Annotated in this window: 11 protein-coding genes; 3 read left to right on the top strand and 8 right to left on the bottom strand. The window is 63.4% G+C overall.

What is annotated here, in order from left to right; translation table 11 throughout:
- Positions 1-41: 41 nt before the first annotated feature.
- Entirely contained in the window at positions 42-503 is a 462-nt protein-coding gene (locus AB4Z38_RS10410; protein ID WP_441429636.1) for an NfeD family protein, read from the bottom strand.
- A gap of 109 nt (positions 504-612) precedes the next feature.
- Complete coding sequence (locus AB4Z38_RS10405; RefSeq protein WP_441429635.1) at positions 613-1,467, bottom strand: methyltransferase domain-containing protein; 855 nt, start codon at positions 1,465-1,467, stop codon at positions 613-615.
- A gap of 68 nt (positions 1,468-1,535) precedes the next feature.
- On the opposite strand from AB4Z38_RS10405, the gene AB4Z38_RS10400 reads away from it, so the two are divergent.
- The gene (locus tag AB4Z38_RS10400; protein ID WP_441429634.1) at positions 1,536-3,563 is read left to right on the top strand and encodes a S9 family peptidase; all 2,028 of its coding nucleotides are present in this window, start codon (positions 1,536-1,538) and stop codon (positions 3,561-3,563) included.
- On the opposite strand, the gene AB4Z38_RS10395 is transcribed toward AB4Z38_RS10400, so the two are convergent.
- From AB4Z38_RS10395 to AB4Z38_RS10380, 4 genes are read right to left on the bottom strand one after another with little or no spacing between them, the layout of a single operon-like run.
- Positions 3,553-4,230, bottom strand: coding sequence for a peptide deformylase (locus AB4Z38_RS10395; protein WP_441429633.1), 678 nt, complete (start codon positions 4,228-4,230; stop codon positions 3,553-3,555). The genes AB4Z38_RS10400 and AB4Z38_RS10395 overlap by 11 nt on opposite strands.
- Before the next feature lie 23 nt (positions 4,231-4,253).
- The gene (locus tag AB4Z38_RS10390; protein WP_441429632.1) at positions 4,254-5,396 is read right to left on the bottom strand and encodes an FAD-dependent oxidoreductase; all 1,143 of its coding nucleotides are present in this window, start codon (positions 5,394-5,396) and stop codon (positions 4,254-4,256) included.
- Positions 5,389-6,117, bottom strand: coding sequence for a class I SAM-dependent methyltransferase (locus AB4Z38_RS10385; RefSeq protein WP_441429631.1), 729 nt, complete (start codon positions 6,115-6,117; stop codon positions 5,389-5,391). The genes AB4Z38_RS10390 and AB4Z38_RS10385 overlap by 8 nt, the downstream gene beginning before the upstream one ends.
- A gap of 13 nt (positions 6,118-6,130) precedes the next feature.
- Positions 6,131-7,267 (bottom strand): type III polyketide synthase, encoded by a 1,137-nt coding sequence (locus tag AB4Z38_RS10380; RefSeq protein WP_441429630.1) that lies wholly within the window; start codon positions 7,265-7,267, stop codon positions 6,131-6,133.
- A gap of 253 nt (positions 7,268-7,520) precedes the next feature.
- Between AB4Z38_RS10380 and AB4Z38_RS10375 the strand changes: the two genes are divergently transcribed.
- Positions 7,521-8,240, top strand: a complete 720-nt coding sequence (locus AB4Z38_RS10375; protein ID WP_441429629.1) for a hypothetical protein — start codon at positions 7,521-7,523, stop codon at positions 8,238-8,240.
- Complete coding sequence (locus AB4Z38_RS10370) at positions 8,237-9,100, top strand: hypothetical protein (protein WP_441429628.1); 864 nt, start codon at positions 8,237-8,239, stop codon at positions 9,098-9,100. Before AB4Z38_RS10375 ends, AB4Z38_RS10370 begins: the two co-directional genes overlap by 4 nt.
- 24 nt (positions 9,101-9,124) lie before the next feature.
- On the opposite strand, the gene AB4Z38_RS10365 is transcribed toward AB4Z38_RS10370, so the two are convergent.
- Together AB4Z38_RS10365 and AB4Z38_RS10360 are read right to left on the bottom strand one after the other, a co-directional pair.
- On the bottom strand, positions 9,125-9,787 hold the full coding sequence (locus tag AB4Z38_RS10365; RefSeq protein WP_441429627.1) for a class F sortase: 663 nt from the start codon (positions 9,785-9,787) through the stop codon (positions 9,125-9,127).
- A gap of 99 nt (positions 9,788-9,886) precedes the next feature.
- Complete coding sequence (locus AB4Z38_RS10360) at positions 9,887-12,205, bottom strand: hypothetical protein (RefSeq protein ID WP_441429626.1); 2,319 nt, start codon at positions 12,203-12,205, stop codon at positions 9,887-9,889.
- Positions 12,206-12,565 lie beyond the last annotated feature (360 nt).

Below are 12,565 nucleotides of genomic sequence, written 5' to 3'. Positions count from 1 at the left end.
CGTCGTCGAACGCAGCGGCTTGAGCCCTGGCGGGGCACTGCTCAGCGCGGGCTGTTTTCCGCCGTCGAGGCGACTACCGCCGTCGCGCCGTCAATCCGGGTGACCTGCACGGTCTGGCCGGCGTCGATGATTCCTGCCGCGCTGCGGGCGCTCCACACGTCGCCCCCGATCTTGACCAGTCCCGCCGTCGCACTGACGGGCTCCATGACGAGCGCCGATTGGCCGATCAGGCGGTCCACGTTGGTACGTTGCTCGGCGGGCCCCTTGTGCAGATGCTTGAGTGCGATAGGACGCACGAAAGCAATCATCAGCAGGGACACGATGCAAAGGACGACGATCTGCAACCAGAGATCGGCTCCGGCGAAGTCAGCGACGAGGGCAGCCAGCGCACCGGCCCCGAGCATGATGAAGAAGAAGCTGAGCGTGAGCATCTCCACCACGGCAAATGCGAGAAACACGGTGAGCCAGAGGGCCCACCAGTTGCTGCCAAGCCATTCAAACATCGTTCCCCCTGTTTCGGAACCTGCGGCGGCAGCCCGCCTGATCCGGACTGCAGCGTCGGCAAGATCACAGTCGCTGTTTTTCCATCCTAGCCCGGCGCGAAGGTTCCCGTTAGGAGCCTTGCTCCGCCGCTGTGAAAACGCTGAGGGTGAACTTCGCGGTGGCATGGACGGATGTTTCCGCGGCCGTCGACGCCAGGAGGGCGGAGCGCTCAAGGTGGTGGCCTGCCGGTCCCATGAAGGCGACATCGGCGATGTCCCGCCCGTCGAGCTTGAGATCCACGTCGAGTTGAATAGTGTCCGCAAGCGTGAAGAACTCCTGCATGGACTCGGCGAGGCGCTCGTCTTTGCCCGGCTCAATGCCCAACATTCCAGCCCGTTCCGCAATCTCCCCAAGGTGTCCCTTGCGCGGAGTCACCACGATGACCCGGCCGCCTGGACGCAGCACGCGGGCAAATTCCGGGGGATTCCGCGGCGCAAAGACCACGATGATGGCATCCACGGCATGGTCCGCGAGCGGCAGGGGACGCCAGATATCCCACACGAGATTGATGGCGCCGGGATTCAACCGTGCTGCCCGGCGGAGGGCGAACTTCGAGATGTCGATGCCGATGGCTGCTGCGGGAGTTCGGTCCAGCACTGCGCGGAGGTAGTGGCCGGTGCCGGTCCCCGAATCCAGGACGAGGGATCCCGGCGCCGGCAGGACCGGTGCCGCCAACTCCGCGATGGCCTCAGCGAGGGGACCGTAATGGCCCGCGCCGAGGAAATCGTTGCGGGCCGCGACCATCTCTGCCGTGTCGGCCTCGAAGACCGTGCCCTTGCCGGTGAGCAGGTTGAAGTAACCCTGTTTGGCGGCGTCGAAACTGTGGCCGGCGACGCAACTCAACGAGAACGGCGCTGCGCCGCTCAGGCCGAAAGGACCCTGGCAGACCGGGCAGCGCAAGGCGGAGACGGCGTCGGAAAGCATATGGACAATCCTACGGCGGGCGGAGTGGCACATATCGTCATGCCGTGACGGCCGCTAGGCTCACCAGCGTGAAAGCCGAACAACTCCCGCTGCTGTATTCCGTCTCCGCCCCTGCCTCCCATCCCGACGGCACCCGAGCCGTCGTGTCCGTCACGCGGCCCGACTTCGACGCCGATGCGTACGTCGGGCAGCTCTGGAGTGTTCCTTTCGACCCCGCGATACCACCCCGTCGGATCACCCGTGGCTTCCGGGACACCGCGCCCGCATTCTCGCCCGACGGCGGCGCGTTGGCATTCCTTCGGGCGACGCCGGACGGCAAACCGCAACTGCACGTGGTGGAGGCCGACGGCGGGGAACCGCAAGCGATGACGGAACAGAAATTGGGAGTCTCCGAGTTTTCCTGGGCGCCCGATTCGCGCAGGATTGTGTTTTCCTCACGGGTTCCCGAAGAAGGCCGTTACGGAACAGTTGACGGGGTCGGCGCAGGCAGCGAAGACCCCCGGTTGATCACCGACAACCAATACAGGCTCAATGGACTGGGCTACACCGCAGACAAGCCCGCCCAGCTGTTCGTCGTCGACGTCCCCGAGCTCGGAGCGGAACCTCCCGTGGTTCCTGTGGGGAGGGCTGCCAAAGCCCGCGGGGCCGATGCGGCGGGCCTGGCGCCGCCGGCCGTGCAGTTGACGTTCGGCGAAGCCGACCACACCTCGCCGTCCTTCAGCCGCAACGGGGAGAGCGTCTACTTTGTCGCCTCGCTCCACGAAGGGCACGACGCGGATGTCGCCTCGGGTATCTATCGCGTCCCCGCCGCGGGCGGCGAGGCCACGGCGCTGCGTCCGGACGCTGCGCCGCAGTCCGTGCAAGAAGTCTGCGAATCCGCGAACGGTGAGTGGCTGTTCTTTACGGCACAGGACCTCGGCGAGGACGGCCTGGACTTCGTCGCGAGGAACACGGCGCTGTACGCAATGCCGGTCGGGGGCGGCAAGGCAACGATGCTGAGCAACGTCGAAAACCAGGACATTGGCGGCCGCCTCGAAACTTTTGGAGTGGATGGGGTGCTCGCGCTCAACACGAGCCGTGGGAGCGTCCAGCTGATCCTATGGACGGCCGACGGCGAGAGCGAGGTCCTCGTCAAGGGACCCCGGGTAGTGATCGGCGCTTCCGCGGTGGGAGACCTGGTGTCTGTCACTTACGGTGACGCTTCCAGCAATGGCGAGCTCGGCGTTCTGGAGAAGGGTGAACTCCGGGTACTCACTGATTTCACGAAGGCGCTCCGGGACGAAGCAACCATCCTGGAGCCGCATGAGTTCACTGCCACCGGCGCTCAGGGCTACCCGGTCCACGGCTGGGCTGTATTGCCCGAGGGCCCCGGACCCCACCCCGTGCTCCTCACGATCCACGGCGGCCCTTTCGCCCAGTACACAGGGGCCTTCTTCGACGAGGCCCAGGTGTACGCCGGGGCGGGATACGCCGTGCTGATGTGCAACCCGCGGGGTTCGGCCGGATACGGCCAGGCGCACGGTGGAGCCATCAAGGAAAAGATGGGCACCGTGGACATGGCGGATGTCCTCACCTTCCTGGAGGGCGCCCTGGAAGCCTTCCCGGCGATGGACAGGGAATCGATCGGCATCATGGGCGGGTCCTACGGCGGATATCTGACTGCCTGGGTTATCGGCCACGAACACCGCTTCAAAGCAGCCATTGTGGAGCGCGGATTCCTTGACCCGGTGAGCTTTGCGGGTTCCTCGGATATCGGATGGTTCTTCGGCGGCCAATACACGGGCGGCTCGCCCGAGCAGATGACGGCCCAAAGCCCCATGGCCGTAGTGACCGGAGTCCGGACGCCTACCCTGGTGATCCACAGTGAGGACGATCTCCGATGCCCGGTTGAACAGGGCCAGCGCTACTTTGCCGCGCTCAAGGCGCAAGGTGTGGAGGCGGCGTTGCTCCTCTTCCCGGGTGAAGACCACGAACTATCGCGGTCGGGCACCCCACACCACAGGCGACAGCGTTTCGAACAGATCCTCGCGTGGTGGGCAAGGCACCTGCCTTCCGCAGCAAACCCGCCGCACGAGACCGGTTCAATTACGGGTTGAGGAAACCCAGCCCCCGGCGTGCCTCGTCGATTCCGGGGTACGCCCAGTGGGCGGAGTACTCCCCATCGTTTGCCAGTGACCGCAGCTCGGCGCGGTCCACATAGAGTCCGCCGCGCAGGTGGTCGGTCTCGTGCTGGACTATCCGGGCCTGCCATCCGGAGAATCCGTCCGAGGCTGCACTGCCGTCAGGACGCTGGTAGTGGAGGCGAACGTCGCGGTGCCGTGTGACCACGGCCTGGTATCCGCGCATCGACAGGCAACCTTCGTAGAACGACGCCGTTGAAGTCCCCTCGGGCTCGTAGCTGGGATTCAGTATCGCGAAGAAACCCAGCGGAGTCCTTTGCCGGATCTCCGAGGCAACAGGATCAACATCGAAATGATCTTCGAGCACAGCCAGCTGCAAGGGGATGCCGAGCTGCGGTGCTGCGAGGCCCACGCCGGGAGCGGCATGCATGACATCCCGCATCCGTTCGATCAGCTGCGCCAATTCGGTGTCCTCGAGCTGGCCGTCGTAGGGCGCGGCGCGCTGGCGCAGCACGGGATGGCCGAGCTGCAGGATGGGCGGGAGGCCGTCGAGACCGAGTAGGTCCTGAACTGCCCTGCGGATTTCGGAGGCAGTAAACGTCGTGTCCGGGCCGGCAGCCAGGGGGCGGGTCTCAAAGTCCATGGATTGAGCTTAGTGCGACGCTCTTAGTGCATCGTGAATCTCCGGGCAACAAGCTCCGAGAACATGGGCAGGGTAATGGCCCGGCCTATCAGGGCATTCCGTGCGCTGAGGACCTTCGGGGGCAGGGGTCGGCCCAGCGCCATGTTCAGGCTCGCCTGCCAAATGGCTTTCTTCGCCGCACGCTGACGGTCCCGTTCGAAGCCCGCGAGTTCCTTGCTGGCAGGGCCACCCGCGGATGTTCGCAATGCATCGCTGACGATCGGCGCCAAGGCAACGGCGTCCAACCAGCCCAGGTTCATGCCTTGGCCACCGATCGGGCTGATCTCGTGCGCGGCGTCTCCAAGCAGGGCGACCCGTCCGTGGACCATCCTCGAGACCAGCCGCGAGGTGACGCCGAAGGTGCTGATCATCGTATTGCTTGCAGAGTCCACCGCACTGCCGGTCCGCTTCCTGATGAGGGCGGCGAGCGCATGGGGAGTGGGTTCCTGACACGGGGCGCCAAGCCGGACCACCCACCGGCGGATGCCGCCCGGTAAGGGAAAGGACTCCACGATTCCTCCCGGCTCAAGGAAAAGGACAGCGTTGTTGCCGTACATCGATTCATCCCGGAAATCGCCCATCACGTAGTAGTCGGGATACGTGCGCAAGCGCGGCTCCAGTCCCAGTCCTTCGCGCACTGCCGAATGGACACCGTCGGCTGCCACCACGAAGCGGCCCAGAAACTCCACTGGAGCCCCAACTTGCTGTCCGCGCAAACTCAGGTGCCCGCCGTCGTCGACGACTTCCTCAACCTGCACCCCGCGGTGGATTGCCTTTGGATCGAGGTCGATCACCCTGGACTCAAGGGCACGGGTGGTGAGATATTGCGGAACGGAAAGGATGAAAGGGTACTCAGCCGAGGGGCGGGCGAAGTCCATGTCCGCAACTTTCCTGCCGCCGCTGTACGCGGCACCGTGGGTGATCCGGACGCCTGAAGAGACCAGTGGATGGGCAGCACCAACTGCGTCCAAAGCTGCCAAGGCAGGAGGATGGATTCCGATGGCGCGCGTCTGGCGGCCCGACGTCGCGCGCCTTTCCAGAACTGCAACGCGGTGCCCGTTCTGCAGCAGCAAGGCTGCCATGAACAGCCCGACAGGTCCGGCTCCAACCACCACGACGTCAAACATCGGGGACCTCGCCGCGCCGGTAGACCAGCAGGTTGTGCCACAAGCCGCTCGGTTCAACCGTCCAGGCCGGAGGAGCCGCGGCACGTAGTTCTGCTGCTGTGTAGCTCCGTCTGATCGATGTGAGGCCGTCACCGTGGATATAGGATCCAATGCCGAGGGGCAAGGATCCGGCCCAGAAAAGTGCGTATGCGACGCGGCTGCGGGTGAGGTCGTTGTGCAGGGCAATCCGGCCGCAAAGCTGTTCGGAATCGCGAAGGAACGAGGCTAGTTCCAGGTTGGTCAAGTGGTGCAGGACATGGTTGGAAATAACGACGTCGAACGTGCGCCCTTCTGAGACGAGCTCTGAGCTGAGGGCTTTTCTGTAGCTGACGCCTTCCACGGGCGGGGCAGAGTTCGCGAAATGGAAGGCGCGTTCGTCCGGGTCGATTCCGGTGACTTCCAGGCGGTAACCGTCTACGGCGGCCCGGAGCGCGAGGCTACGGGCGACGTCTCCACCACCGCAGCCGATATCAAGTACCGTGGTGGGGGTCGCCGTCGTGAGCAATGGCTTGATCCGTGATTTGTAGGTATCCCGCCAGCCGGACACCACAGCGTTGACGATCGGAAACCGCGCGTAACTCCTGTTGAGGCGATCAAGCTCGCAATCGGGGCGGTCCATGTCTTCCACCGCGGCTTCATCCCGCGCGTTGAGAAAGCCGGTTGGGCGGGGGAGGGCAGGCATCACAGACTCGGCATCACAGAGCCGGGGAGACCCGGGTGAACAGCCCCGTCTCCACGGTGAGGCCGGGCCCGAATGCCATGGAACAGATGCGTTCCTCCCGCTCTGCCGGAGTTTGCCCCAGAATGTGTTTCAAGACGAAAAGCACGGTGGCGCTGCTCATGTTGCCGTAGTCGCGAAGGACTTCGCGCGCGGGAATCATCTGTTCTTCGGTGAGTTCAAGTTTCGACTCGACTTTGTCGAGGATGCTGCGGCCACCCGGATGGATGGCCCAATGCGTAATGTCCCGGTAGGGGAGCCCAGCCAAGGAGCGGTCCCGGGCAAGCAGCGGCTTGAGCGCGCCGGTGATGTGTTCCTCGATGATGTGCGGCACGTACGTGCCGAGAACCATCTCGAAGCCTTCGTCGCCGATATTCCAGGCCATGGCTTCTTCGCCGACCGGCGTCAGGACCGTCTCGAAGTGATCCAGCCTGATCACCGGGTCCGGCCCCTCGGGTTCACGGGAAGTCACGACGGCGGCCGCCGCGCCGTCCGCAAAGATCGCCGAGCCCATGATGGTGTCCGGATCGTTTGAGGTGCGGACGTGGAGTGAACAAAGCTCCACGCAGATAACGAGGACGACGGCATCGGGATCAGCCTGGCAGAACTGCCGGGCTGCACGGAGGGCGGGGAACGCCGCGTAGCAACCCATGAAGCCAAGGTGATAGCGCTGCACGGCCGGGCTGAGTCCGAGGGCCCGGACTACTTTGTAGTCGGGTCCGGGATTGAAAAATCCGGTGCAGGAAACAGTGATGACATGAGTTATGTCAAGTAAATCAATGTCGGGACATTTCCCGACGGCGGCTTTGGCGGCCTCAATGAACAATTTGGTGGCTTCGACCGCGAAGATTTCGTTGCGGACCTTGGTGCTGGGGCTAAGCACACGGCCGGTGGCAGGATCAAAGAACGACGGATTCTCGGAGTGATTATCAAGGGACAATTCGGCGACGGCGGTGAAGCGGGTGTCGATGGCTGCTGAATCGAAGCAGGTTCGCACCAGCCGGGATCCAAGCCGTGTCAGACCGGGTTGGGATGCAAAAACGTCGCGCGCTTGTGGTTGCACAAGCACTGTGGGCGGTACGGCAGTTTCCAGAGACCTCACGTAGACCGGCATGCTTCATTGTTGGCGACGAAGATGCTGTTGACAATGGTAGAGGGTGGAAAAGTGGACGTTTTTGAGGGGTTTCCGCCGTTTTCCGGCGAGCCGCGGACTCAACCGCATTCAGGGCCCAAAAGCTTCTGCGACACAAATTGAAGCGACGAACCACTAGTTCTAATAACAGCTCATTTGACCGTTTCACCAAGTTCATCGAGCGGCTGGACGGCAAACAGGGTGGTCCTTAGTGCTTTTGGGGAGGTGCGCAGGTATGCAGCGGGAGCTGGATGTCGGGGGAGCGCGTGTCAAGGTGAACCGGTTGCGCCTGCGTTTGGCTGAGCTTGACCGCCAAGTGGGTGTGGTCGACCGATTGCTCGGCCACGTCGTGAAGCTCGCCTTGGAGTTGTATGAGGCGAGGGCGTGGAAGGCCTTTGGCCTGAGTACGTGGGCTGAACTGGTGGAGGCTGAACGGCTGGTCCTTCCCGGCCTGAGAGGCAATGCCCGGGTGAGTGTCGCGATGGAGCTGGCGGCCGGAAATTTGTCGTTGCGTGCCATCGCCCCGGTCCTGGGCGTATCCCACGAGACCGTGAAAACCCTGCTCGCAAAGGGCGTTGCAGAGGGTGGAACGCTGCCGCCCGTGAGGTTGTCATTAGACGGCAAAATACGCCGCAATGCACGCGCAGCGATCGCGGGCGAAGTGGTTCACCCTGATTCCAACTCTGATTCCAACGAGGGAATCTTCGATGTGGAGGGGTTCCTCGCGGATGTCGGCGCCTTGGGCGTGGATCATGGTCCTTCCGACGCCGCCGTGCTGGCGGAACTCCAGCTGCGGGAGCTGATGGATTCCATCCGGAATCTCGGAGCGTCTGAGCTTGTCGTCCGCCGACTGCCCGAGGCGCATCCGGTACGACGACGCCGCGTGGCCGCCCAGTTCCACGCTGCCGCGGAACTGATGAGCGATGTTGCGAGGCAGTGGGGCGTCGCCGCATGAGTTCCGGAACCCACGGCCGGTTTTCGATTTCAGCCGAACGCGACACCTTTTTGCGGGACTTGGTAGCAAGCTGGCAGCGCGAAGACCAAAACGGTCCATCGACCCGGGAGTTGTTCGGTTCATTTCTTCCGGCGCTGCTGTCTCGTTTTCAGCACGAGTTCCCCTCGATTGACCCCGAAGATCCACTGTTCTACGCCACGGAAGTACTTTGCGACAGCGGGATCCCCGCTGATGTCCCGGCCTGCGCATGGCTCCTAACGGTTGTCCGCAATGGGCTCCGAACCTTGACTGTCACCCAACGCCACTGGCTCTCAGAGCGTGATGTGCGGGACGGCGCCTGGGCGGATGTGAAGGAGAACCACGGCCTGGGGGAGGGAGCGCCGCTGGTATCGGTGTATGGCCATGAGTGCGAGTGGCCTCAGATTCCGCTGGCCATGTCCCCATTACCCGCCGGTTCATCGCCTCTCTGGGAGGAACTGAAGGCGTTGTTGATCAGGGCTGGCTGGCGTGGGGACGTCGCAGAGCAGGGTCTGCAGGTGATCGAGCATCGAGCAGCCCGGCACATGGAGGAGGCCGGATTCCGGTCAGAGCCGGGGGCCGCGATGTCCCGGCTGGAAACGAACAGGGCGTTGAGCTGCGTGCCCAAGGGCCACAAAAGGGCACTTGTGGACTTCGTGTGCAGCGAACGCGGATATCTCTGGGGCCGCCTCCACGGAATTTCCCCTGCCAATGCTCTGGCCCTGCCCGGGGTCCAGGCGGCGTTGGCATCGCTGGTCTGGAACAAAGCGAGACCCAAGAAGACCCGAACAAATACCTACTCGTCGCTCGTGATGCATTCCCGAGAGGACATCCCTGCATGAGGTTTTCCTCGCGTCATGGGATTGTCACGGCCAGGGAACCGCAGTGGCCACTGTGTTGTTAGCGAACTGGGTAAGCCCGGCAATGGGCACGAAGGGGCTGGCAAGATCACAGGTGACGACCCGCAGAACGGGTGGGCCCTCGGCGGCGGGAGTACCTGCGGGCAGGGACGTTTTGGACAGCGATTCCAGGCTGGTGATTTTGTACCGGCAGGTACCGCCGGACTTGTCGGATACATAGAGGGGCATGCCCTTGGTCACCCGCACGAGGGAAGCCATCGGCGCCAGCGACCCATCCGGAAAGTTCACGTGCCCGGCCAGCAAGGTCGATCCTTTGACGGCACAGACGGCCGCGGACCCTGTGTAGCGGGCAGCTTTGGAGGCTTCCGGGACCACCAGGTAGCCGGAATCGTCACGACCTTCGTCCACGAGCCCTACTTTGAGGCCCACGCCGGGGATGGAGAGCGTGTTAGGCGGAAGGCTGGAGATCTCGGCCGGGCCGGTGTAGGTGTCCGGTCCCGCCGCCGTAAAAGGTGCCAGTACAGGTGCCTGCGGAGCCGGTGGGGGAGTAGGCGGTGATGCGAACGCCAAGACGCCCGCGGTGGCTCCGGCCACGCCACAAAAGACCACGACAGTCAGTGCAACGAGGCGGTTCCACTTGGCTCCGGGATAGTTACGGGTTTCGATCATTGGGCTTTCCTTGGGTGTGGGGCGGGGCGCCCGGCCGATCTCCCGGGATGGATGGATCCGGGTGCCCCGCGTCTGTTTTTGGTGGTCGGCTAAGGGGTTCTAGTTGGGGAGTTCGTCCTGGACGTTGGCCGCTTCAGCTCCGCGATTGGCGAAGCGTTTGCGGTAGAACAGTCCTGCTCCGGCGAGGATGGCCAGCGCGGTGGCGGTGCCGCCTGCGATCAGCAGAGGCATGTTCGGCCCGGCTTCCTGTGCCGTGCCAGTGATGGGCGCGAATCCGGTGTTGACCATCAGGGCCGGCTTGTCCGGTGTGACAGTGACGGGTTCGGGGAAGGCGATGACGCTTTCGTTCTTTTCGCCGCAGTTGCCCTTGTGCAACTGCGCGGTGAACGGTTCCTTGCCCTGGCCCTTGTCGATGGTCAGCTTAAGTTCCTCGACGTACCCGTAGGTGCCTTTGTGGGCGATGGTGTGGCTCGGGTAGGTGATTTCACCTGTGGTGGTGACGCCCTGATCCGTGGAGGTCCAGGACGGGTTGGCGCAGACGGCCTGGGCGGAACCGTCAGTCGAATCGTCAAACTTGTACTGGTTCACCTTCGTGGTGACTTTGACGCCGGTGCCCGACGGGATGGAGCCGGTGACAATGCCGATATCGTGAGCGACGAGAGGGACAACGCCGCCCTCGGAGGCTTTGGTGACTATGGAAGGCTTGTCGACCGGAACTGTTTCGTTGGGTAGCAGTTGCTTGCCGTTCCACGCCTTGGTGGACTCGGTACCGTCGATCTTCTCGGAGAAGTAGAGGTTGGCTTTCAGGCCTTTGGCCCACTTCTCGGTGACGATCGTCTCCCACGGAACTTCGATGGCCGGGGTCTTGAACTCGCCGTTGCCGGTGACTTTCGTGGTGACAGTACTGATGATCTCGGCATCAGCCGGCGCTGTGTCGGTGCCGCCGGCAACCGGGGCGGCAGAGGTCAGAACCAGATCCGTTGTCACGGAGAGTTCCTTGCCGGGCTCGTTGCCGGTCACGGTGATGACATCGTGGACCTTGCCGTTTTCAATGACCGATGCCTTGGTCACCACTTCGGGCTGGTACTTCTGGATCGTCTCCTCATGAGGATCGTTGAAGCCTGCCGTCCAGTCAGCACGGAAGTACTGCTGCAGCTTGGCGGGCTGGGCCGCCTTGGAGAAGCGGGCAACCGGGTAATAGTAGCCGGCCTTGTCCGCCGTCTTGTCTGCGGTCACCTTGACGTCACCGGGTCCCGTTGCGGTGCCCGTTCCGGAAGCAACCTTCACGACCGCTGCCGGGATCTGGGCGGTCGGGGCGAGTTTGACCGGGCTGTAATACCAGTCGACGTCGAAGCGGGCCGGAACGTTGCCACCGTTCACGAATGCCCAGTCACTGGCGTTTCCCGTGGACGTATTCACGTGCAGGACATCCAACAGGGGCTGGCCGCCCTCCACAAATCGGCCAGCTGTCGACGTTGCTTCGGGTTGGAAGTCGAAGACCACCTTGGCATCCGCTGACGTTCCCGCGACGGGTTGAGCGCCGCCGGCAACGAGAAGGTTCTGGAACCCCGGCACCGAATAGGTTGTGGCCGACACCCCGGGGGCGTCGATCGTCAGCGTCACGGACACTGTCCCGTTTCCTGTAGCCGCGAAGCCCAGCTGATCACCGGCATGGAGGTTGACTGCCTGGGAATTCGTACCTGCCCACACGGCGGGGCCGTTCAGGACAGCGCGGGCCGAGAAGCCGCTTAGCTTGTTCCCCGCTGCGGAAACCAGTTCCGTCGAGGTGACCGTGCCGCCACGACCGTTTGCGTCCATCGAGAGTTTAGGTTGCGTGGAATACGGACCGGAATTGGCCCGGGCGTCGGCGAGCATCGCCGCGGCCTGAGCGCGGACACCGGGCAGTTGCGGATCAGATGAGTCCCGTAGGTTAGGGTAGGGAGCCCCAGTGCCGTTCCACGGCACGTTGAACCTCGGATCCGCGAGCTCGTGCGCCAGGTACGCCAAAGCGGGATGGTTAGCAGGGTCACCCTGGTACTTCTGGATCGCGTAGTTAAGCTGCGGGTTGCCCAGGGAACCCACAGCTCCGGATCCGGCCGGCCCGGCCGGAATCCCGACATCGAAGCAGAACGCCGTGGGACCCCCGGCGGTACCGTTCAGGTTCAGGGATCCCAGCCACATCGACCAATCTCCAAACGCCCGGGGCGGCGGAGCCTGGACTTTGATGCCCGATTGGTGCATGCCCGGCAGATCAGTTGCCGCCTGCGCTGCAGGCGCGGCAAAGATGCCACCGGCTCCGACGGCGGACAGGGTCAAGGCGCCGGCGACTGCCAGGGCACCGGTCTTGGCGAACGCCCGCCAGCCCGTTGTCTGTCCCGGCGGGGTGCCGGGGTCTCGTTCGAATCCTCTTTGACTCACTTATGTTCCCCTCTCTTCAACCGCGCCCATACGCGCGACGACCACGCTTGGGGTGGTCCTGTTTGTAGAGAGCCGGACAAATCGCAATCCGAGAGAAGGGCTTTGGTTTTCAACTGTCAGGACGTGAAAGGAGACATCTTCAGAGCCTTCAATTGTCAGAAACTTGACAGTTGAAACGGGCTGACAAAGGCCAATGCGAATTCGATGACAACCTTTGCCCGGGATTCTTTCTGTACCAGGCCCAATCCGGACGATCTTTCGCTTCAAAGGCGGACCAGGAGGGACTTCTTCTGCATCGAGGGCACTTTGAAACCCGAGACTGGTAGGAATCCCAGCGTCGCGGTCGATTCTTGCGCTTGT

Source organism: Arthrobacter sp. 2RAF6, assembly GCF_052115205.1.
GTDB lineage: Bacteria > Actinomycetota > Actinomycetes > Actinomycetales > Micrococcaceae > Arthrobacter.
Note: the sequence above shows the minus strand (reverse complement) of the source record. Positions and strands in the feature narration are given on the sequence as shown.

Bases quoted from the DNA above. Each gene is read 5' to 3' on its own strand.
- AB4Z38_RS10410 (WP_441429636.1), bottom strand. From the start codon at position 503: ATGTTTGAATGGCTTGGCAGCAACTGGTGGGCCCTCTGGCTCACCGTG.
- AB4Z38_RS10405 (WP_441429635.1), bottom strand. From the start codon at position 1,467: ATGCTTTCCGACGCCGTCTCCGCCTTGCGCTGCCCGGTCTGCCAGGGT.
- AB4Z38_RS10395 (WP_441429633.1), bottom strand. From the start codon at position 4,230: ATGGACTTTGAGACCCGCCCCCTGGCTGCCGGCCCGGACACGACGTTT.
- AB4Z38_RS10390 (WP_441429632.1), bottom strand. From the start codon at position 5,396: ATGTTTGACGTCGTGGTGGTTGGAGCCGGACCTGTCGGGCTGTTCATG.
- AB4Z38_RS10385 (WP_441429631.1), bottom strand. From the start codon at position 6,117: ATGCCTGCCCTCCCCCGCCCAACCGGCTTTCTCAACGCGCGGGATGAA.
- AB4Z38_RS10380 (WP_441429630.1), bottom strand. From the start codon at position 7,267: ATGCCGGTCTACGTGAGGTCTCTGGAAACTGCCGTACCGCCCACAGTG.
- AB4Z38_RS10375 (WP_441429629.1), top strand. From the start codon at position 7,521: ATGCAGCGGGAGCTGGATGTCGGGGGAGCGCGTGTCAAGGTGAACCGG.
- AB4Z38_RS10370 (WP_441429628.1), top strand. From the start codon at position 8,237: ATGAGTTCCGGAACCCACGGCCGGTTTTCGATTTCAGCCGAACGCGAC.
- AB4Z38_RS10365 (WP_441429627.1), bottom strand. From the start codon at position 9,787: ATGATCGAAACCCGTAACTATCCCGGAGCCAAGTGGAACCGCCTCGTT.